This window comes from Thalassobacillus devorans, from assembly GCF_011761345.1.
GTDB classification, from domain to species: Bacteria; Bacillota; Bacilli; order Bacillales; family Halobacillaceae; genus Thalassobacillus; species Thalassobacillus devorans.
Window position 1 is genome coordinate 1,426,360 of sequence record NZ_JAASRY010000001.1, and the last position, 20,131, is coordinate 1,446,490.

The following is a 20,131-nucleotide window of genomic DNA, read 5'->3' on the forward strand; positions in this document are numbered from 1 at the left end:
GCCTACCCCCACTGTGTTGTTTGTATCAATTATATCCAACAGAAGGAGGCTGTGCAAAGAATGTATATCAACTATATAAGTTTTGCATAAAATCAACCTGTGATTGTTAAGATATGACATTCTGCTCTTGTTCCCAGCCGAAAAGGAATCAATCGTGTGCCGTAACCTTCACTGATAAAAACAGGAATGCCATTTACAGTTTTCAACCCGCCGCGTTCACTTAATCCTAACCCCATAAAACGTATCTGACCACCGTGAGTATGACCACTTAGGACAAGGTCGACTTGCTCCTGCTGCTCCTGGGGTAATTGTTCAAAAATCGAGGGATCATGAATCACCATTATTTTGCATTTGCTATTTGCACCTTCAAACGCAAATCCGCTGTTTCCTTCATGATGCAAGTAAGGATCAATACCAAGTACGTTGAACGTATCTCCAGTTTCTGATTCAAATTCTACAGCACTATTACCGAGTATATGGACGCCTTCATCCAGTAGCAGCGCATCCAGGTCATGATAATCCCCTTCATAGTCATTGTTACCCCAAATAAAATAAAGCGGGGCATTCAATTGCTTCAGCCGGGTAATGTTTTCTCGAACATTTTCCATTGGGACACCGCGTTCCATTAAATCTCCTGCGATTATAACTAAATCTATAGAAGAAATAGCGTGGATGGTATGGTTATCGAGGATACGTCGGTGAATATCGGAAATGAAAAAGATACGAACTCCATCAAAAGAAGAAGGGAAATTTTGTATCGGAAGTACCCGTTCGTCAATGAAATCTGTGTGAGCTTTGCGATACATATTAAAAACAAGTAATGCAGCTACTACTGTAATTAAAAGTGTTGTGGTATATACAAAAGTCATGCTTACTTCCACGCTCCTGCTATATCGACTCGAACTAAATGATTGGTTAAATGGATGTTACCATCATACCAGGCAAGGAATTTTTCTTCCATTATCACCTTTTCTTTTCATAAAAAAACCCCTTCCCGACCAACATATGTCAGAAAGAGGAGAAAAAGAAGGGTTAAACTTCTTTTATATCAAGCACCCGGAACCCTGTCTTTTCAAGCTTTTCAGTGAACTTTTCAATATTGTCATTGGGATCCACTTTTAAAACAATTCGACGGGCCAGTTTGTCCGTTTCATCAAATGTAGCTAAAGAAATAACATTTTCATGATATTGTTTCAATATATCCCCCAGTCGCTCGATTCTACCGGCTGATTCCTCAGATGTGAATGCAATCCTAATTCCTTTTCTTTTCACACCAAAAGCACTCTCGAACTGCTCCAGTACATCAGCCCGAGTCACCAGTCCTAAGAACTTCTTACTTGAATCGACAACGGCAATTACAGGGAAGCCAGCAAAAACAGGCAATGTCCTTTCAAATACTTCCACTTCTTTAATATATAAATCTTTTTTTTCAACTAAGTCACCAGCTAACGTTTTTTCCAGGTATCTATCTCTTATTTGACCGCTTTCAAAGAAGCCTTTATAAATCGTTTCCTTAGATAACATTCCTACAAAAGTGGTTTCATCAAGAACTGGAACAGCCTGTATATCATGCTCTTCCAGTATCGCGATGACAGACTTCAAGCTGTCATGTTTTTGTGCACACTTACATTCATGGGGAAGCTTCATGATACTTTTGACAAACATTCTCATCACTCCAACAGTTCAAATAACTTCAATTATTAATATTCGACTAAGGGAGACAAATTTCCTTCTTTAATTAAGGTATTGGACTACCTTTCGTGTACATACAATTGCAATAGTCTTCGTTAAGGAAGGTGATGATTATGTACACCCAGCAGAAATGCTATCGACCTTTCCATAGTCCGATGGATCCCTGCCCTCCAAGGGAAATCAAATGTTATTCGACCCCGCCGCAATTATACATGCCTTACCAGCCGCCGGGATTACAACAGTTCGATCCCCGAGTTGCATTAAGAAAAGGGACATTATGGCCAGCTCTATTTGATCCTTATCCGAAAAAGAAGCCCTACAGAGAGGAGGGGGAATAATGGCGACCATCCCTCCTGAATATTACCATCAGATGGAGGCAATTCAGGCCGTAGACTTCGTATTAGTGGAATTAACCTTATATCTCGATACCCATCCAAATGATCAGGATGCAATCGAACAATTCAATGCATGCGCCCGGGAAAGTCGCAGGCTGAAAAAGAATTTTGAACAGCAGTTCGGGCCGTTGATGCAGTATGGAAAAAGCTATTCCGGTGTACCGTGGCAATGGAAAGATAGCCCATGGCCATGGCAAGTATAAATAAGACTTTTAAGCGGAGGTGATTCTTTGTCATGTGGTATTACGAGAAAAAGCTACAATACCCTGTAAAGGTCAGCAACTGTAATCCTCGTCTAGCCAAATATTTGATCGAGCAGTATGGAGGTGCCGATGGGGAATTGGCCGCTGCTTTACGTTACCTGAACCAGCGTTATTCCATCCCTGACAAGGTTATTGGGTTATTGACAGATATAGGGACAGAAGAGTTCGCGCATTTAGAAATGATTGCAACCATGGTCTATAAATTAACGAAAGACGCAACACCTGAACAGATGAAAGAAGCTGGTTTAGGAGCTCATTACGCCAATCATGATAATGCTTTATTCTATCAGAATGCAGCTGGTGATCCATGGACAGCAACTTATATTCAGGCAAAAGGTGACCCGATAGCAGATCTGTATGAGGATATCGCGGCAGAAGAAAAGGCGCGTGCTACTTACCAGTGGATCATCAATATGTCTGATGATCCTGATTTGAATGATGGTCTAGCATTTTTAAGAGAACGGGAGATTGTCCACTCCCTGCGTTTCCGGGAAGCCGTAGAGATACTTAAAGAAGAACGGGATAAGAAACAATTCTTCTAAGCAATAAGCCTACCAAAAAAAGGTAGGCTTTTATGTTTTTATTCCTATAAAAGTTGCCTCATTCGGTAGCGGATATATAGCGCCAATAATAAATCGATAACGAAATGAGCGGTAATTGTCGTTAATAAGTTTCCTGTGATTTCATACATATACCCGATAAAGAAACTTACAAATAACACGGAAATAAGCAGCACAAACTTTTTTAAATAGCGGATGTGCATCACAGCAAATAGTGTACTTGCAATTATATAGCCGAATTGTGCATGAAGCACACCCCGGAACAATAATTCTTCACTGACGGCAACTAATAATGTGATGCCAATAATACCTCTAAGTGATCGGTCTTTAAACACCTTCACATTAATACCGCCATCATCATAATACTTTTCAGGAACAAATCTCATTAAAATCAAATCAATGGAAACTACAATAACTCCTGGTACTATACCATAGACAAAAATTTCAAACAGAGACAAAGTGAATTGATTTCTCCAGCCCTCCCAGAAGCTAGTAAAAAGGAGCCAGCTGCCTATCCCACTTAAGGCCAGAATGATTGCTTGTGTCAACATAAGATGTAATGTGATTTCTTTGTCTGACATTGTTTTTATTAGATCTGACTGGCTTGGCCTCTTCATGCTTGTCCCCCTGCGAGAAATATCTTATTCAGCCTCTCTTCCCAACTCTCCTGTTCGGTATTATTTTTACTCTCACCAAATGAAAAATCATGCTGGTGGAACCCACATTGATCACAACATGGGACCACCGGCGGCTTTACTGTATCTTGAAAAGTCTGGTATAACTTTTCTCTTCTGCAATTTCGGTGATGAACCCATGTCAACAATTCAGAGAATCTGGCCATTTTATAGTAGTACCTATGTTCAATCTTCTCTTTTAACAACATATAGAATTCTTTCCATTTCATTTCATTGAATACTACTTTCTTATTATCAAGTAATCCTTTTCGATAAAAATGATACTTAAAAAAACGCCATTGGTTCTCTGACAACTCCAATTGCTCTTGGACAGCTTCGTCTGACGGAAGAACAGCATTGGTCTGGTAGAGGGAGAGCAAATAATCCAGTACAGCCTTTAAATGTGCAGGCTCTGGGAGCTCGCTTTGGATCAACTTTTTAGGTAAGTAATCATCAGTGGGAGAATAGTACACGATACTGATACTGTGATTGCCATCACGCCCTGCTCTCCCTACCTCCTGGATAAATGATTCTGTTTGGGTAGGGAGATGAAAATGGATGATATATCTAATATTCTTTTTATTAATCCCCATTCCAAACGCGCTTGTACAACAAATGATATCCAACTGATCATTCATAAATTGCTGTTGAATTAACAAACGGTCCGATTGTTCCATACCCCCGTGATAATAGGCGATTCTTTTTTCAGGCATTTTTGAAGAAAGTTCTAATGATGCCCGTTCCGCCCAATTTCTACTTGAAAAATAGATCATTGCAGGCGCATCTTGAAGCTGTAATGTTTTGGAGATCTTTCTCAATTTTTCATCAGGATTTTCTACACGTTCCACGACAAAACTTATATTCTCTTTGTCCATCGGGTAAATGTGCTGCTTCATTCTTTTTAGCCCTAACTGTTTTATGATATCCTCCTGGACTTCCGGGGTTGCTGTACCGCTTAAAGCCAAAACCGTGGGATGATTTAACTCTGCAATCACTGCTGATAATTTTAAATAATCCGTTCGAAACTCGTGTCCCCATTGGGAAATGCAGTGTGCTTCATCTACCACGAAAAATGAAACCTTCAACATCTTCAATCGACGAATTACCATTTCATTTTGAAGCATTTCAGGTGATAAATAGATAAGTTTGTATCGACTAAGCTGATCGAACACCTGCTTCTTCTGACTGACTGATAAAAAACTGTTAATGGCTGTCACTTGTTTATAGCCGTTGGCCTTTAGTTCTTTTACTTGATCAATCATCAATGAGACCAATGGCGAGACTACAATAGTAATCCCGTCTGTAATCATCGCAGGAAGCTGGTAACAGACAGATTTCCCTGAACCAGTCGGAAGAATACCGAGCGTATCTTCGCCTGCCATTACGTCTCTTATAATTTCTTTTTGACCTTGATTAAAAGTATCGAAGCCAAAATACCTTTTCAACTTATTTTCCAATTTGTCGCTCATCATGTTTCCCCGCTTTGATTGTGCTGTCTATTCGCTTGCACTAGTCTTATTTGAAAATAATCAAATTTTGCTTCTAGTGCATCATAAATTTCCTTGAGCTTATTTGTATTAAGTGTTTGTAGGGTGTTATTAATTTCATTTACTTCTTTATCGTTGATAAAGTAAAACATAGGAAAATCCGGCATTACTAATGCCATCTCTACTACGTGATCCTGTATCGTACTCATTTTCAAGCCACGGATGTGAACAATTGATTCCAAATCCAACCCTTGTTTGATAAGTTTATAGGTTTTTTGTGCTGAGTTTGTAATCAAGCCACCTGTGTCATCTACAGTTTTAACAAATAAAGCCAGCGCAGGCCATTGTTCCGGTTTCGTTGCTGCCATTTGGTAGAAACGATGTAAGCTATGCTGGAGAAGAAGGTGTACATCATGGACAGATAAACCGAATTGAACGGCCAGTTGCTGTTTACTAAAACCAATACGCCCCGCACCAGTTATACGGTGACTGAATACATCTGCTTCCTCCTCATGAGCGGCTTTCAACAAGGCGTGGAGTTCTTTATACATATCAATCGTGTGGCTTTCAAGGTTCATTTTGTTACGCTTATATGTTTTCTTCACCCAATTCAAGATATCCGGACGCTCAGAAACTGGGAGGAAGTGATGATTTCCAGCTTTCACATTCGTGATAGTCTGGATATATAAAAATAGACGCTCTTCAAAAACAGAAATATGTTCTTGTATATGTATGCCAGCGAAAAAGAGCGGCTCCCACTTTTCTTCCAACCGTTTAAGTTCTTCTTCTCCATAACTAGTAATTTCCGGCCGGTCATTTTTGATTTTAATTTTATAGGATTGGCTCATACCTTCAAGGAAGGGAATTAATTCTGTACGATGTAACGTTTTATAGATAGCAAAAAATCCAGTCAGCTGATAGGCATAGGCATCTTGCAGTGTCTGAGATGACCGCTTACCCGCAAGCAGGTTATAAATTCCCGCTAGTGACCTCTCGCCCTTCAAGTTATTAATACAGCGAAGTATAATGTATTCAAACACGTTAATTCTCCTTTATGTTTGCTCCTTTTTAAACTTACTACATATGCTTGAGAATGAATAGTGATACAAGTCACACCAAACCGCATAGCTGCAAGGGTTTCGGGCATTTTTTATGGTTGAAAAAAATATGGGATAGCAGTACAATAAATTTAAGGCGAATGTTCTCAGAGAGAAAATAATCTTCACTTGTATAATTTATTTTTAGGGATCTGTATTATTAGGAGGGAATGTGTTATGGCGAAATACACAATTGTTGACAAAGAAACTTGTATTGCGTGCGGTGCTTGTGGTGCTGCAGCTCCAGATATTTACGATTATGATGATGAAGGAATCGCGTATGTAGTCCTTGATGATAACGAAGGTATCGTTGAAATTCCAGAAGTGCTGGAAGAAGACATGGAAGATGCTTTTGAAGGCTGCCCAACCGACTCCATTAAAGTAGCGGATGAACCATTTGAAGGCGATCCGGTTAAATTTGAATAATTAGCACCAAAGCCCCCTATACGAGGGGGCTTTTTTAATTTACTCTCCTGACTTTACCCCCATCCTGCCTTTTATTTTAACACGGAACTCTCGCATTGCGGCACTTCACCTTAGTTTATTCCACTGCCTAAATCACCCAATCCAGCAGGCAAGCTAAACTGTATATATCGTCTGCTTTTTAGTCTGTATCCATAAGGAGAGGATTCACTGCTTCAGGAGTTTCCAAAGGGCTGGATAGATCATACCTGTGGATACTCCTGAATGGGAGACCTTGCAATTGTACGTGTTCATAACCAAAGGAAGCAGCCGTAGCCAACACAGCTTCAATCATCATCATCGAGCGTTGGTCCGCTTCCAATTCTTTTGAGGCGTTTATGGTGACGGAAAGCAGTTCATCCCGAGGTTCTTCCCCTTCAATCGAAACACCAGCCGGTATTGGTGAATCGATGTACTCTCCTCCTCCATTATCGATCAGCGTTTGAAATGCCTCTTCGATTGTGGCGTTTTCATTTATCTTTATAGGAACTAAGAAATTTGATTCCGTTGCCGGATAGTTATAAAGTTTATAACTCACTTTCACAGAGGAGGGGATTTTCAGGGACTCAACCGTTCCAAAGTTACCCATTTCAAAAGGACGTCCATCCTGATATTTCAGGTTCACTTGTGATATTTGACTATTTTGAAAGGTCTGCTCAATACTATTATGAAGCATAACATCAGAGCTTGAACCTCCAGCCGTTTGAAAATCATCCGGAAAAATTATTTCTGCTTCTGTTCCCTTCATGTTTATTACTGTTCCTTGTAATGGAAAACCGGCCACGCCAAGATCTTCTGCTTGTTTAGCCACTAAAGTGGTAGTAGTGGTATAATCCAGTTGTCCATCCTTTGCTGTAATGGCAAATGGGATGATTTGCTCCCCATTCATTCCTGCGGCAACCGCAACTATAAAAGGGCTTTCCTTAAATTTTTCAAACACCAAATAACTTTGCAGGTCGCTGTCATCCACGTCTCGCTCTGTTACTTCCATTTCAGATGGGTTCTGGGAAATCTCCGCTGACTGCTCATCATGCAAGGTTTCTGAGTGATCTTCAGCGTCCTCATTGGATTCTGTCGCTATATCCATCGACTCTTCGCCAGACTGTTCTATTAAAATGGGCGGGAGGATGATGGCTGTTAGAAAGAGCACCGCAACCAGAGCGAAAACTGGCATGATTACCCGTTTTCTTTTTTTGGGCTCTTCTTCCATCATTTGAAGGGAAATTTTGTTATAAAGCTCATCTTTATCCTGGTGATCCTGGATAAAGGGGAACTTTTCAAACTCCTTTTCCAGTTCCTTACGCCTGTCGTTTTTATTTTGGTTCATAACTATCTCCCTCCTTTCGTTGATCTGCCATCAAATCCTGCAATACTTTCATCCCCCGATGCTGGGTTGTTTTCACTTTACTGATGGACCACCCTAAAATATCAGCCGTTTCCTGGATTGACATTAATTGTATGAATCTCAAAATAATGACACTTCTCTGATCTACTGTCAGCCTATCCAAATACTCATATAGAATTTGTATTTGCTCATTTTTTTCAGCTATCTCCTCTGGTAAAGGCTGCTGATCTTTTAGTTGTTCGCCCTTTTTCTCCCAGTCAAAAAATTCGAGCAGGCGTTTTCTCTTTCTTTCCTGCTTACGAAAGAAATCAATCGTGACATGCCTGGCAATAGAAAACAACCATGTTTTTTCACTACTGTCCCCTTTAAATTTCTCGTAAGATTTTAAGACTTTTATATAAACCTCTTGGACAAGGTCTTCTGTTTGCTCCCGGTTCTTCACCATATAAAAAATAAACTGAAATATATCCTGGTGATATTTTTCATAAAGAGATTCAAATATCGACCTCACAGTGGAGAGACCTCCCGTTCATTAAATTAGTCGTATTATGTATTAAAAAGTTACATCCCCCTTAATAATAGGCATAATATAGAAAAAATACCAACCCTAATTGGCTGGTATTTCAAGCTGGAATCCATTGGTTATAATAACGTTGAAACAGACGGCTGAATACAGGATAAAGCATGGTGATGAACACTGCATTGCCTGCTGCATGGTAAAGATCAAATGGCAGACCGGCCAGATAATATCCCCAAAATGACCCTGCAAAGCTATACATGGTTACAGACAATACAAGACCATAAAATATGCCGCTCAACGCTCCGAAGGCAGCCAATAATAGCAGCGGAATATTTGACCAATATTTGCCGATTAATCCGCTAGCCAAACCAATGACAGCCCAGGCAGCCACTTGCCATATCGTCCAGATTCCCATCCCTAACATGATATTGGAAAGGAAGGTGACCAAAACTGCCAGCACAACTGCTGCTAGTGGACCGAGCCAAAATCCCGCAATGATGATGATAGCGGTAACCGGCTGAACGTTTGGTAAAAACGCAAATACATACCTGCCAACTACCGCCAGGGACGCCAGCAATGCTATTAAAGTTATTTTATAGGTGTTCATCCTTATCAGTCCCATGCATGGAAATCAAAAGTGAATGAATCGTTTTCTTCTACTTTGTATTCTTTTGCCCCCACAGACGCATCCTCTCCATTGATCGTAAAGAACCAGGCTTTCTGTTCTCCTTCTTTTGCCTCTATTCCTTCAATCTTGGTTACGAAGCCATCTTTTTCCTCTACATCTTCGAAATTATTTTTTAAAACTTCCATCAAACTTGTACCTTCCTCAACTTCCAGCTCTTTTTCTGCCACCATTTCTTTACCTTCCTCTTGAGAAATAGTAACCTTCACAGGCACCTGTTCCTGCTGTTCTTGTTGAGCCTGGCTTGACTCCTCTGATTCGGATTGACAACCTGTCAATACTGCCACTGTCATTAATAAAGCAACAATAAATTGCTTAATATTCAGCATGACCTATCATCCTTTCACGTAGTTTGTTTGTTTCATTGCTATTGGGTGTGAAATTCAGATAGACAACCGCATTTCCCCCAAATAAATAGCCCATTCTTCAATAGAATGGGCTTGGACTACCAGTATTCATATAGATCCCGACTTAATGGGGTTAATCCACCGGTTGTCTCAACCAGCTCAATCCCCGAAGCTTTGAAACGACGAATCAAGGCAGGTCTACTGGCTTGTGCTTTTCCTACTACGGACCCTTCCCATACATTATGGTACAGTGGTCTGTCCGTTTCGTGGCACTTACAGTTGCGAGGACAGCTTTGGATTTTCACCAAATTCCCTTTTCAACTACTCAAAAGTACCTTGATTCACATATTCAATTCTATTCTTATATTATCATAAGCAAGGTGAAAGTAAATAGTTGTTTCACAGGGAACAAGATTTTATTACAAATCTTGTAGATCTTCGCTAAGATCAGGCAAGTGAAAAGAGAATGTTGTTCCCGAACCTTCTTTACTGTGCACAGCAATGGTTCCCTGATGTGCTTCAATAATATGTTTAGCGATAGAGAGTCCCAGTCCGGTACCTGTCTTTCCTTTTTTCCTTTTCCTCGATTTGTCTGCTTTATAGAAACGCTCGAATACAAATGGCAAATCTTCTTCAGGAATCCCTGTGCCTGAATCTTGTACAGCAGAATGGATTCCTTCATTCGTCATTTCCAGATGAATATCAACATTTCCGCCCGTATTGGTATGACGAATCGCATTATCGATTAAATTCGTATAAACCTGCTCGATACGATCGGGGTCAAAATATTTGGTGCTCATCACTTCTGGAGCATGGAGTCTTAAGTTTACATCCTTTTCCTGGGCAAGCCCTTGGAATTTACGTACAATCTTTTCTGCAAACGGGCGTACGTCTACCTCTTCTTTATTCAAGGTAATATGGCCGGCTTCCATTCTTGCCAGGTCCAGCAGTTCGTTGACCAGTCTGCTCATCCGCTGGGATTCTTCATAGATGATCTGGGCAAGTTCATTTTTCTCCTCCTTGCTTTCAGCTATATCATCTACAATTGCTTCGCTATATCCCTGCATCATCGAGATTGGGGTACGTAACTCATGAGAGACATTTGCAATGAAATCCTGTCTCAGTTTATCCAGGCGTCGTTCTTCAGTCATATCTCTTAGTACTGCAACAGCTCCGCGGACAGAGGATTTATCATATAATGGCGTCATGATAATAACCCAGTTTCTTCCTTGAGCATCTGTCTCTGTCATCACTTCCGTCTCCGTCGCAATAACTTGGTTGAAAATCTCTTTCAACCTTTCTGGCAAATGCATCGACTCATCTTTGTAAGCAATATCTGTCCCATCTTCTTCATAAGCCCAGGCTTGAAGATATTGTTCAGCGGGAGGATTGGTAATCAGGATTTCCCCTTGGCGATTAATAGTGATAACACCGTCAGCCATTGAGCTGAGAATCCCTGACAACTGCTCTTTTTCCTGATTCAATGCATTAATATGAAATTTCAACTGGCGCCCCATCCGATTAAACGCCATTGCGAGCTCCCCAATTTCATCATGGGTAAGAATGGGTACTTTCGTGTTGAATTCCCCTTTAGCAAGTTCTAAAGCGCCTTCGCGCATCTTGATAAGCGGTGCTGTGATCCGTGTCGATAAGAAGAAAGCGAATATCGTAGTCAAGATGATTGCTATTCCGGCACCCAGAAAAATGATTTTAGTCGTCTGCATTGTCGTCTCTTCAACTGAGTCGAGAGACTGGTAGACAAAGACACCTGAACCTTCTGCATTTAACGGTGTACCTACTACCATGACCCCATTTTGAAAGTTATCAATATCCGCTATTTTTTTCACTTGATCTGACCCTGACAATACGGAAGAAAGCTCTTCATCCGATTCAATCCATTGGCGGTCAATTTGGGGCAGAGTTCCTTCTGCCGAGGAACTCCACATGTCCTTCTCATCAAAAAAGATGACCACACGGCTTGTCGGGTCTTTCACTCTGGTAGAGGTGTCTAAAATTAAATCCCTTTCACCATATTCATCAACAATTTCGGAAACCTTATCTGCCGTCTGTAATAACTCTCTTTCAGCTTCTAAAATGTGGAAGTTCTCAAAAAACTCCAGGAGTAATACCGTCAAAAGAAATAATACAAATGAAACTAACAATAATATAGTGAACCATAGTTTACCTACGACACTGCGCCAAAACATCAGTCACCACTTACCTCGAATTTATATCCCACACCCCAGACAGTTACAATCATTTTAGCGGCATCTTTGGAAACCTTGCTTAATTTCTCCCTCAGTCGTTTTACATGCGTATCAACTGTTCTTAGATCACCGAAAAATTCATACTGCCAGACTTCCTTCAATAAATGCTCCCGTTCATAGACCTTATCAGGAGCTTTGGCAAGGAAATGTAATAATTCATATTCTTTCGGGGTCAAGGTTACCTCTTTTCCATCAGCAGTCACCCGGTGTGCGTCATTGTCAATCGTCAGATGCGGGAACACTAATACATTATTTGCCGAAGTATCTGTTTGAAGAAACTTAGTAGAAGAAGACCGACGCAGGATTGCTTTAACCCGAAGCACTACTTCTCTCGGGCTGAATGGTTTTACAATATAGTCGTCTGCTCCTACTTCAAACCCTTGAACACGATTGCTTTCTTCTCCCTTTGCTGTAAGCATCAGAACCGGTGTTGCCTTTTTTTCGCGCAAATCCTTACAAACTTCAATTCCATCTTTTCCAGGCATCATGATATCCAATAATATTACATCGTAATCGTTATTCAATGACTTAGTAAGTGCTTCATCTCCATCTTCTGCTTCTTCAACCTCAAAGTTTTCTCTTTCTAAGTACATACGAATCAGCCGTCTGATTCTTTCTTCATCATCTACTACTAATACCCTGGCTTCTTTTTCCATAGCGATGCCCCCTCTAAAAGTACCTATATATCATTCAATTCTATTACCTTTGTTTCTTTTCCTATTAGCATAACAAAAAATTATTATGTAAACGATAGACCATCAGAGAACTGCAGGCCTCTAATGGTCTATCATTGGTCTTTTCTTCTGTAAGGATTTGGATGCAACCAGCCAGATATACAAATGAATTCCTTAATATTTAAGCGTAGGAGTGTAATCCAGCGATAATAAGGTTGACAGCAATCAAGTTGAACATGATGATAGCAAATCCTCCTACGGCAAGCCAGGCCGATTTAGTACCGTGCCAGCCCCTTGATAACCGCAGGTGAAGGAAGAATGCATAGAATAACCAGGTAATCAGTGCCCATACCTCTTTCGGATCCCATCCCCAAAATCGATTCCAGGCTTCTTGTGCCCAAATCATAGCAAATATCAAGGCGCCTAATGTGAATATTGGAAAACCGATCGAAACTGCACGATAAGAAACTTCATCAATTAAATCCGGGTTGAATTTTTTTAGCTTCGGCTGGATGACTGCAGCTACTCGCTTCCTCAAAATCAGACGCGCAGCCCCATAAAGAACTAATCCACTCACAAGTGACCAAATCAATGTGTTAAATTTGCGTGCCGCACTTTCTCCCCTCATCCATTCCGGGGCATCAAATAGTGGCTGCATGGCTCCTGCCGTCTGTAACTCTCCGTCATTTGGACCAGCAATTGCAGGTAAGTGATATTCTACCGCTACAATCTGACCTTCCACCGGTGCCTGGAACTGGGCCTGGTAATCCATAGCACCGAAAGTAGTAGTTACAATGATAAAGCCTAAAGTAGAGAAAATGGAATAAATAACAAATTCAAGCCAGAATGTATGCTTAGACTTTTTAGTCTGATCAATTTGCCGGATTAAAAATATCAAGCCGGCCACAAAACTGATAGCTAAGATTGCCTCTCCAATTGCGGCTGTGGTTACATGAATATACAGCCAATGGGATTTCAAGGAAGGAACCAATGGTGATATCTCCCTCGGAAACATGCTTGCATAGGCAATGATAAGTAATGCAACTGGCAGTGCAAATAAACCAATGACATCCAACCGGTAGATAAAGTAAATGATGATAAACGCCATGACAAGCATCATGCCGAAAAATGTCGTGAATTCAAACAAGTTACTCACCGGGGCATGTTTGCTGACTGCCCAACGAGTGAAGAAATAACCGAGCTGGGTGATAAACCCGGCAATAGTCAAGGAAATCCCAATAGTACTTGCTTTTCCTCTGGAACTATTTTTTTTGTCACGAATCGTCCCGCCAAAAAAGAAGGTAGCGATCATGTAAAAGAAAAATGAAGCATATAATAGATTACTGCTGATTGTTACCAGATCTCCCATTTAATTATCCTCCTATCCCCTTTTTCATGAAAAGGGTCAACCTTTTAATTGCTGCTGATCCTCCGGCATGTCAATTCCTGTTTGATCAATAGACTTTTCTATGTCTTTCTTCAGTCCATACCAATTCTTATTCGTATGGCCGGCAATCCATACGCCGTACTCCCTAGGCTGCAGCCATATCCTTCGGTGGTTCCAGTACATCCCCTGGACCACCCCGATCATAAAGATCAATCCTCCTACAGCCATAAACGGCAGCGTATAATCCTTTTTCACAGCCAGGCCAGTAACATCCCTTGTATCATAACCTGCCAGGCTCAGCTTATATTGATTTTCATTAGTCGGATCGATATTCATCCCGATACCGGCAAAACTGACCTCTGGATCGCCTCCATCTGGAGGATAAACATAAAATACAAATGCCGGATTTTTAGGGAATTTAGATTTAGAGCGTGGCTGATTCTCATCCATGTAATACTCTGGAAAATATTCATCGATTACTACCCTGGCCCCGCTATCCAGCTCGTATTCCATCTCCGGATTCGTCAAATCGACGGTGAATTCACCCAGTACTGCTGATTCATCGTCCGTTTCATGGAGGGTAAAAGACATAGCAGCAAATTCATCTAACTGATAGCTGGATTGATATAGGGCAAAACCATCAAACTTTGCCGGTTTATTGACAACAATTTCTTTTTTTTGAATTTCTTCTAATTCCGGTTCAGCTCCTACCACGTCATTGTTGGTACGCTCGTAAATCACAGCATTGGTTTGATAGTTGCTGGCAACAGGAGCACTTTGGTTCATCAACGCTTCCTGGAATCGTTCGTCTTTATCAGGATCATAGTTTTCAAGAATGAAGTCTTCATTTTTAACATAATATTGACCGCCTGTGGATGGCACTACAGCAGTCTCACCTTCCCGAACCCACACGAAGTCATCGATATACATAGAAGGTAAAAAGCGTAACAACGCCCCTAAAAGAAAGATGATCAGCCCAATATGATTGACATAAGGACCCCACCGTGAAAATCTACCTTTCTCGGCGAGAATATGGCCATTTTCGTCCCATACTTTATACCGCTGCTTTCTCAATTTTGATTTAAAAGCTTCAACATCAGCTTGTCCGTTTGTTTCCCCAAAAACACGCTGACGCTTCAAAAAAGTATGATGTCGTTTAGGTTTTTGTTTTTTTAGTGCCCTATGTAATGGAACAACCCTGTCAATGCTGCAAATGACCAAGGAAACACCAATCAGTGCAATCATTAACATAAACCATACCGTGCTGTATAAATTATGGAATCCTAACTGATAATAGATTTTCCCGGCCAGTCCATATTGGTCTTCATAAAATGTCGCTGGGTTGGAGCCCGGAGGAATATACATCTCTTGCGGAAAAATCGTACCAAGTGATGATGCAACCAGAGTTATGATAATCAGCCAGACTCCCACTTTAACAGAAGAAAAAAAGTTCCATACTTTATCTATTATATTGCGATTATAAGTCTGGGAACGACGAGCACTTCCTTCATAACGCATATTCAATAACGAGTCTTTCTTATTCCCATCAATATGCTGATTGCCTTCAATTGGCTTCCCGCAGGCTTCACATAATACTGTGCCTTCCGGGTTGACGTGCCCGCATTCGCATTTGATCTTCTTCATAGTAAAACCTCTCTATACCTAAGACTTATGCTTCCGGTTGAATCTCTTTCAAATGTTCTTCCAGTTTTTCAAGTGTCAGAGGCCCGATGACTTTATCTACAATCTCTCCATTTTCATCAATGAAAAAAGTGGAAGGAATAGGGCTGATACCATATTGATCCATTACCTGCCCGTTTTTATCATGAAGATTAGTAAACGTGAGATCATATTTATCAATAAAACGATTGACTACCAGTTTCGTTGAATCAAGGTTGACTCCCACAATTTCTACGCCTTTTTCCTTATACTTAGGGTATAGCTCTTGCATATAAGGCATTTCTTCTTCACAAGGCTTACAATATGTAGCCCAGAAGTTGAGCATTACTCCTTTACCTTTGAAATCATCCAATGACTTTCTTTCACCGTCTGTTCCGAATTGTTCCAGTTCAAAGTTCGGAGCCTGTTCACCTTCCGCAACAACCGCATCATCTTGTGATAAATTTCCGATAATCGCAAAAACAACAAGACCGACCAGTACCGCTAATATAAAGATGCGAAATATCAACCGACGTTGTTTTTTCTTCTTTTTATCCATTTTCATCACTCCTTTTGCGATTATAACATTTAACACTATTGGTAAATGTGAAAGTTATTTAACATTTTTCTCCGATAAATGCCTTAGCTGTTTCACTTCATGGGGGGTCAACTCACGAAGCTCCCCTGCATTCAAACCATGAAGATCAAGAAAACCATAGCGTTCCCGTTTCAACTTATCGACAGGGTACCCGATGGAATCAAACATTCTACGCACTTGCCTGTTTTTTCCTTCGTGCAGGATCAATTGAATAATAGCAGTGTTCTTCTTTTTATCCACCGACTTTGTTTTTACATGCGCAGCTTTTAATAATTCACCATCAGACCGTATTCCTTTTGTCAGCTTAGCCAAATCTTCTCTTAAAGGGATTCCTTTTGTCTTCGCGATATATACTTTTTCAATCTCATGCTTAGGATGCATCAATTGATTAGCGAATTCCCCGTCATTTGTTAATAACAAAATCCCGGAGGTGTCATAATCCAGACGGCCGACTGGAAATACACGTTCCTCTATTTCTTCAGGGAGAAAATCTGTTACTACTTTACGGTTTTTATCGTCTTTGACACTGGAAATAACCCCTCGTGGCTTATATAGAAGAAAATAAACCGGCTCTTCTTTTGTCAATGGAACACCTTCCACTTCTACCTTATCATCCGGTGTCACTTTCGTTCCCAGTTCCGTAACGACCTTTCCGTTGACGGATACCTTTCCTTCCACAATCAATTTTTCCGCTTTTCTTCTTGATGTAACGCCACTTTTAGCAATTACTTTCTGTAAACGTTCTAATGAACCTGTCATACTAATCACCTACTCAATTATTGTTATATAATATATTGGATACATAATAGAAGTCATTTCCCCCTTCATTAAGTGATTCACTTCATTGACTATTTCTATACAAACTTAATGAAAGCCATATATAATTTATAGTACGGGAATTATGTTAACGCCTTATGAAGACGCTAGGGGGAAATAAACTACCATGCAAGAAAAATCCAATACCCAACAGTAAGCCACGCTGACATTTCAGCGTGGCTTACTATCTGGTCTCCTTATCCTGATCAACTGAAAAGGATGGTGACAACTATTATTGAAGCTATTATACCAATCATGTCAGCGGCTAGTCCAACTTTAAGTGCATCCCCCATCTTTTTTATTCCGACTGCTCCAAAATAAACGGTCAGTATATAAAAGGTTGTATCGGTACTCCCTTGCATAACAGATGCCAAATACCCGATAAAAGAATCAGGTCCATAAGTTTTTATTAATTCACTTGTCATCCCTAAAGCAGCGGTTCCCGATAAAGGACGCACAAGGGCTAATGGTAATATTTCTTCAGGCATGCCAAGCAACACTGTAAGAGGTTTTACTAAGGTGATGAATGCTTCCATTGCACCGGAAGCACGGAAGATAGCAATGGAGACCATCATCCCAATCAAAAAAGGCAGCAGGGAGATAGCGATATCTATCCCTTCCTTGCCTCCTTCCACAAACTTTTCATACGTTGGAACTCTTTTGTAGGTCGCTGTTAAGAGAATCAGCAATATGATAGCGGGGATTATCCAAATGCTGATACTCATTCTGCTCCCCTCCTGTATCTTCTCCAGTAAAAATAACGATCAATCAAAAGAGCTCCTGTTGTGGAAATGGTGGTAGCTATAATAGCTGCACCGACAACCGCCGTCGGATCAACAGAGCCATATTTCATCCGAATTGCTATTACCGTCGTTGGAATCAATGTTATGGAGGAAGTATTGATTGCCAGAAAAGTAATCATTGATCGGCTTGCTGTATCCTTACCATGCAGCTGCTTCAATTCTTTCATCGCCTTCAAACCCATTGGCGTAGCAGCATTACCTAAACCGAATAAATTGGCGGTCATATTCGATAAAATATAACCCATGGCTGGGTGGTCTTTGGGGATGTCAGGAAATATCCGCTGAACGACTGGACGGAACAAAGTGGCAAGACCCCTAAGTAAACCAGCTTCTTCGGCAATACGCGTCAACCCTAACCAGAATATCAGCACCCCCATCATGGTCAGCGTTATCATAATCGCATCATCTATGGTACTGAAAATGGCTTTATTAACCTCTCCCATCGTCCCATTAAAAGCAGCAAATACAATTCCAATTACTGCGAGCAACGACCAGATAATATTTACCATGACGTCAACCCCATAAACCGATTAGTCCTTTCCAGCCAGTATGAAAGTAATGTTCGCTCTGAAGGACTATCCACAACAGCTGTGGTCATGATTGGACTGTCATCGAGATAGATTACATGCCTGCCGACAAGTGAGCTGTCTGTATTCTGCAGCAAATTCAATTTTGAATGAAGTGACTGCTTCTCAGAAGTGGTTACCGGCCAAATAACATCCCTTGTATAATATAAAGATTTCTTTTCGGGAACGTTTACTGGAACTTTTCCTTTTTCCTGAAGGAGAACGTGATCGTAATTCTCAAATCCCCATTCGAACATCCGTTGATGATCATTCCAGTCATCTCCTGCATTTAATGTAACGGCCACCAGCTCCATATCCCCTTTTTTTGCTGTAGATACTAATGTTCTTCCGGCTGCTTTGGTAAAGCCTGTTTTCCCTCCGGTACAATAATCATAATACTTAGTGAGAAGCTTGTTTTTATTGAACCAGTAATAATCCCTATTCTCCGATAAGTACCGTTCTGCTCCTGTTATTTCACGGAATGTGTCATACTGCATAGCACTACGCATTAATAAAGCCAAGTCATACGCAGTTGAATAATGATTATCAGAGTCAAGTCCATGGGGGTTTTCAAAATTGGAATGATTCATTCCCAGCCAATCGGCCTTTTCATTCATTAAAAATGCAAATCCTTCCTCGGAACCGCCTAAATGCTCAGCGATAGCCATAGCAGCATCATTACCGGAGCGCAGCATCAGACCATAGACGAGGTCCTTCAGCTTCATCTTTTCTCCTTCTTTTAAATAGATGGAAGACCCCTCTGTGTAAACCGCATGATGGCTCGCTTCCACTTTTTCTTCTAATTTTCCAGATTCAACGGCAATTAGTGCTGTCATTATTTTTGTCGTACTTGCAATCAATTCTTCTTCGTCAGCGGCCTTCTCATATAAAACTCTCCCTGACTGCATGTCCATCAGCACAGCATTTCTGGCAGAGACAGAGATCGCTGCTTCCGCTTGAAATGGATGAATAAGACTAACGATGAGGAAACTATAAATCAACCATATAATCATGCGCTTCTTCAAAGCCGCTCCTCCTTCAATTCATAACTTACTATTTAATCTATGCGAAGAAGACGAGCGTATGATATAGATGGACCTCTTTTAAATAGGAACAGCTGAAAATAAAATATAAAATCGTTTCGAACGAAACGAGCAGCAACACCTGCCAGAAAGCCATATCCCCTGGATAAGTTTTTCACCTTACCTCTAACCTTAATCAGACCAAAAAACTGCCCCAAAAGCCTATGACAGACTTTTGGAGCAGTTCCTTTCTTATTGGCTGGTGATTCGTTTCCTATCTCTCAGGATGCCGGGCCCTTTTTCTTATTTCCTTCCAGGGCAGCTTTGGATTGGTTATTTGTCTCATAACATTCCAATTCTTGCCGGACTTTTTGAAAAGATGACTCCAGTTTCAACATCAATTTTTTAAAGGAAAGCGGTGGCTCATGATGATAAAGGATTGCACTTTCCCCTGTATACGCGGCACGACTGTCTTCATACCAAGTATCACTTTTAGGAGCAAAAAACTCTGCGATACATTGATGGTATATACCGTACAACGTCCGCTCTGCTGCTGCCGTTTTAAACCCTTCCGATTGAAGCAGGACAGCAATGGCGTCTTTAGCTTCATCACAAAACACTTCCAACCTGCGAAGCGACTTCAATAATGAACGGTAGTATCTTTTTTCTTTACTTCCTTGTTCTTCCATTAAATTGTCCAATTGATGATAATCAAGGTAGGCATCTAACTGCTCAACTATTAATGTTAAATAACTGCCTGCCACATTCAGTTGTGCCCGTATCATCTGTTTATGCATAGCCAGCCTCCTAAG

Annotated in this window: 23 protein-coding genes and 1 riboswitch; of the genes, 4 read left to right on the plus strand and 19 right to left on the minus strand. The window is 40.8% G+C overall.

Going from position 1 to position 20,131, the window contains the following annotated elements; translation table 11 throughout:
• Positions 1-92 precede the first annotated feature (92 nt).
• On the minus strand, positions 93-869 hold the full coding sequence (locus FHS45_RS07070; protein WP_062446432.1) for a metallophosphoesterase: 777 nt from the start codon (positions 867-869) through the stop codon (positions 93-95).
• A gap of 163 nt (positions 870-1,032) precedes the next feature.
• Entirely contained in the window at positions 1,033-1,665 is a 633-nt protein-coding gene (locus FHS45_RS07075) for a CBS domain-containing protein (RefSeq protein WP_062446433.1), read from the minus strand.
• Positions 1,666-1,805: 140 nt separating this feature from the next.
• Here FHS45_RS07075 and FHS45_RS07080 point away from each other — a divergent pair, with 140 nt between their 5' ends.
• Genes FHS45_RS07080 through FHS45_RS07090 form a run of 3 tightly spaced genes read left to right on the plus strand, consistent with a single transcriptional unit; the run spans position 1,806 to position 2,892 of the window.
• Complete coding sequence (locus FHS45_RS07080; RefSeq protein WP_082412080.1) at positions 1,806-2,030, plus strand: spore coat associated protein CotJA; 225 nt, start codon at positions 1,806-1,808, stop codon at positions 2,028-2,030.
• Positions 2,030-2,290 carry a spore coat protein CotJB gene (locus FHS45_RS07085; RefSeq protein ID WP_062446436.1) on the plus strand — a complete coding sequence of 87 codons (261 nt, stop codon included), beginning with the start codon at positions 2,030-2,032 and terminating at the stop codon, positions 2,288-2,290. Before FHS45_RS07080 ends, FHS45_RS07085 begins: the two co-directional genes overlap by 1 nt.
• Positions 2,291-2,322: 32 nt before the next feature.
• The gene (locus tag FHS45_RS07090) at positions 2,323-2,892 is read left to right on the plus strand and encodes a manganese catalase family protein (RefSeq protein ID WP_062446438.1); all 570 of its coding nucleotides are present in this window, start codon (positions 2,323-2,325) and stop codon (positions 2,890-2,892) included.
• Positions 2,893-2,936: 44 nt separating this feature from the next.
• Here FHS45_RS07090 and FHS45_RS07095 read toward each other — a convergent pair whose 3' ends face one another.
• From FHS45_RS07095 to FHS45_RS20455, 3 genes are read right to left on the minus strand one after another with little or no spacing between them, the layout of a single operon-like run.
• Entirely contained in the window at positions 2,937-3,527 is a 591-nt protein-coding gene (locus FHS45_RS07095) for a CPBP family intramembrane glutamic endopeptidase (protein WP_062446440.1), read from the minus strand.
• The gene (locus tag FHS45_RS07100) at positions 3,524-5,053 is read right to left on the minus strand and encodes a RecQ family ATP-dependent DNA helicase (protein WP_229717858.1); all 1,530 of its coding nucleotides are present in this window, start codon (positions 5,051-5,053) and stop codon (positions 3,524-3,526) included. Before FHS45_RS07100 ends, FHS45_RS07095 begins: the two co-directional genes overlap by 4 nt.
• On the minus strand, positions 5,053-6,111 hold the full coding sequence (locus tag FHS45_RS20455; RefSeq protein ID WP_062446444.1) for a YpbB family protein: 1,059 nt from the start codon (positions 6,109-6,111) through the stop codon (positions 5,053-5,055). Before FHS45_RS20455 ends, FHS45_RS07100 begins: the two co-directional genes overlap by 1 nt.
• A 234-nt stretch (positions 6,112-6,345) precedes the next feature.
• On the opposite strand from FHS45_RS20455, the gene FHS45_RS07110 reads away from it, so the two are divergent.
• A complete protein-coding gene (locus tag FHS45_RS07110) occupies positions 6,346-6,594 on the plus strand; it encodes a ferredoxin (RefSeq protein WP_028783072.1) in 249 nt (82 codons plus the stop codon).
• A gap of 178 nt (positions 6,595-6,772) precedes the next feature.
• Here the strand turns inward: FHS45_RS07110 and FHS45_RS07115 are convergent, their stop codons facing one another.
• The 14 genes from FHS45_RS07115 to FHS45_RS07180 form a co-directional block, all read right to left on the minus strand.
• Positions 6,773-7,957, minus strand: a complete 1,185-nt coding sequence (locus FHS45_RS07115) for a GerMN domain-containing protein (RefSeq protein WP_062446446.1) — start codon at positions 7,955-7,957, stop codon at positions 6,773-6,775.
• Positions 7,944-8,486, minus strand: coding sequence for an RNA polymerase sigma factor SigX (gene sigX, locus FHS45_RS07120; protein ID WP_062446448.1), 543 nt, complete (start codon positions 8,484-8,486; stop codon positions 7,944-7,946). The genes FHS45_RS07115 and sigX overlap by 14 nt, the downstream gene beginning before the upstream one ends.
• 112 nt (positions 8,487-8,598) lie before the next feature.
• On the minus strand, positions 8,599-9,102 hold the full coding sequence (locus FHS45_RS07125) for an ECF transporter S component (RefSeq protein ID WP_062446450.1): 504 nt from the start codon (positions 9,100-9,102) through the stop codon (positions 8,599-8,601).
• A gap of 5 nt (positions 9,103-9,107) precedes the next feature.
• The gene (locus FHS45_RS07130; protein WP_062446452.1) at positions 9,108-9,509 is read right to left on the minus strand and encodes a DUF4430 domain-containing protein; all 402 of its coding nucleotides are present in this window, start codon (positions 9,507-9,509) and stop codon (positions 9,108-9,110) included.
• Positions 9,510-9,701: 192 nt separating this feature from the next.
• Positions 9,702-9,881: riboswitch (cobalamin riboswitch) on the minus strand.
• Positions 9,882-9,946: 65 nt separating this feature from the next.
• Positions 9,947-11,734, minus strand: coding sequence for an ATP-binding protein (locus FHS45_RS07135; RefSeq protein ID WP_062446454.1), 1,788 nt, complete (start codon positions 11,732-11,734; stop codon positions 9,947-9,949).
• Positions 11,734-12,450, minus strand: a complete 717-nt coding sequence (locus FHS45_RS07140) for a response regulator transcription factor (RefSeq protein ID WP_062446456.1) — start codon at positions 12,448-12,450, stop codon at positions 11,734-11,736. Before FHS45_RS07140 ends, FHS45_RS07135 begins: the two co-directional genes overlap by 1 nt.
• Before the next feature lie 199 nt (positions 12,451-12,649).
• On the minus strand, positions 12,650-13,837 hold the full coding sequence (gene ccsB / locus FHS45_RS07145; RefSeq protein WP_062446457.1) for a c-type cytochrome biogenesis protein CcsB: 1,188 nt from the start codon (positions 13,835-13,837) through the stop codon (positions 12,650-12,652).
• Positions 13,838-13,873: 36 nt separating this feature from the next.
• Positions 13,874-15,499 (minus strand): cytochrome c biogenesis protein ResB, encoded by a 1,626-nt coding sequence (gene resB / locus FHS45_RS07150; protein ID WP_062446459.1) that lies wholly within the window; start codon positions 15,497-15,499, stop codon positions 13,874-13,876.
• A 25-nt stretch (positions 15,500-15,524) separates the two neighbouring features.
• Complete coding sequence (gene resA / locus FHS45_RS07155; RefSeq protein WP_229717856.1) at positions 15,525-16,073, minus strand: thiol-disulfide oxidoreductase ResA; 549 nt, start codon at positions 16,071-16,073, stop codon at positions 15,525-15,527.
• A 54-nt stretch (positions 16,074-16,127) separates the two neighbouring features.
• The gene (locus tag FHS45_RS07160) at positions 16,128-16,871 is read right to left on the minus strand and encodes a pseudouridine synthase (RefSeq protein ID WP_062446464.1); all 744 of its coding nucleotides are present in this window, start codon (positions 16,869-16,871) and stop codon (positions 16,128-16,130) included.
• Positions 16,872-17,134: 263 nt separating this feature from the next.
• Entirely contained in the window at positions 17,135-17,653 is a 519-nt protein-coding gene (locus FHS45_RS07165) for a spore maturation protein (protein ID WP_062446466.1), read from the minus strand.
• Positions 17,650-18,240 carry a nucleoside recognition domain-containing protein gene (locus FHS45_RS07170; RefSeq protein ID WP_062446468.1) on the minus strand — a complete coding sequence of 197 codons (591 nt, stop codon included), beginning with the start codon at positions 18,238-18,240 and terminating at the stop codon, positions 17,650-17,652. The genes FHS45_RS07165 and FHS45_RS07170 overlap by 4 nt, the downstream gene beginning before the upstream one ends.
• The gene (locus tag FHS45_RS07175) at positions 18,234-19,322 is read right to left on the minus strand and encodes a D-alanyl-D-alanine carboxypeptidase family protein (RefSeq protein ID WP_062446470.1); all 1,089 of its coding nucleotides are present in this window, start codon (positions 19,320-19,322) and stop codon (positions 18,234-18,236) included. Before FHS45_RS07175 ends, FHS45_RS07170 begins: the two co-directional genes overlap by 7 nt.
• Positions 19,323-19,600: 278 nt before the next feature.
• Complete coding sequence (locus tag FHS45_RS07180) at positions 19,601-20,116, minus strand: DUF3907 family protein (RefSeq protein ID WP_062446472.1); 516 nt, start codon at positions 20,114-20,116, stop codon at positions 19,601-19,603.
• Between the last annotated feature and the right edge of the window lie 15 nt (positions 20,117-20,131).

Bases quoted from the DNA above. Each gene is read 5' to 3' on its own strand.
- FHS45_RS07070 (WP_062446432.1), bottom strand. From the start codon at position 869: ATGACTTTTGTATATACCACAACACTTTTAATTACAGTAGTAGCTGCA.
- FHS45_RS07075 (WP_062446433.1), bottom strand. From the start codon at position 1,665: ATGTTTGTCAAAAGTATCATGAAGCTTCCCCATGAATGTAAGTGTGCA.
- FHS45_RS07080 (WP_082412080.1), top strand. From the start codon at position 1,806: ATGTACACCCAGCAGAAATGCTATCGACCTTTCCATAGTCCGATGGAT.
- FHS45_RS07085 (WP_062446436.1), top strand. From the start codon at position 2,030: ATGGCGACCATCCCTCCTGAATATTACCATCAGATGGAGGCAATTCAG.
- FHS45_RS07090 (WP_062446438.1), top strand. From the start codon at position 2,323: ATGTGGTATTACGAGAAAAAGCTACAATACCCTGTAAAGGTCAGCAAC.
- FHS45_RS07095 (WP_062446440.1), bottom strand. From the start codon at position 3,527: ATGAAGAGGCCAAGCCAGTCAGATCTAATAAAAACAATGTCAGACAAA.
- FHS45_RS07100 (WP_229717858.1), bottom strand. From the start codon at position 5,053: ATGAGCGACAAATTGGAAAATAAGTTGAAAAGGTATTTTGGCTTCGAT.
- FHS45_RS07110 (WP_028783072.1), top strand. From the start codon at position 6,346: ATGGCGAAATACACAATTGTTGACAAAGAAACTTGTATTGCGTGCGGT.
- FHS45_RS07115 (WP_062446446.1), bottom strand. From the start codon at position 7,957: ATGAACCAAAATAAAAACGACAGGCGTAAGGAACTGGAAAAGGAGTTT.
- FHS45_RS07125 (WP_062446450.1), bottom strand. From the start codon at position 9,102: ATGAACACCTATAAAATAACTTTAATAGCATTGCTGGCGTCCCTGGCG.
- FHS45_RS07130 (WP_062446452.1), bottom strand. From the start codon at position 9,509: ATGCTGAATATTAAGCAATTTATTGTTGCTTTATTAATGACAGTGGCA.
- FHS45_RS07135 (WP_062446454.1), bottom strand. From the start codon at position 11,734: ATGTTTTGGCGCAGTGTCGTAGGTAAACTATGGTTCACTATATTATTG.
- FHS45_RS07140 (WP_062446456.1), bottom strand. From the start codon at position 12,450: ATGGAAAAAGAAGCCAGGGTATTAGTAGTAGATGATGAAGAAAGAATC.
- ccsB (WP_062446457.1), bottom strand. From the start codon at position 13,837: ATGGGAGATCTGGTAACAATCAGCAGTAATCTATTATATGCTTCATTT.
- resB (WP_062446459.1), bottom strand. From the start codon at position 15,499: ATGAAGAAGATCAAATGCGAATGCGGGCACGTCAACCCGGAAGGCACA.
- resA (WP_229717856.1), bottom strand. From the start codon at position 16,073: ATGGATAAAAAGAAGAAAAAACAACGTCGGTTGATATTTCGCATCTTT.
- FHS45_RS07160 (WP_062446464.1), bottom strand. From the start codon at position 16,871: ATGACAGGTTCATTAGAACGTTTACAGAAAGTAATTGCTAAAAGTGGC.
- FHS45_RS07165 (WP_062446466.1), bottom strand. From the start codon at position 17,653: ATGAGTATCAGCATTTGGATAATCCCCGCTATCATATTGCTGATTCTC.
- FHS45_RS07170 (WP_062446468.1), bottom strand. From the start codon at position 18,240: ATGGTAAATATTATCTGGTCGTTGCTCGCAGTAATTGGAATTGTATTT.
- FHS45_RS07180 (WP_062446472.1), bottom strand. From the start codon at position 20,116: ATGCATAAACAGATGATACGGGCACAACTGAATGTGGCAGGCAGTTAT.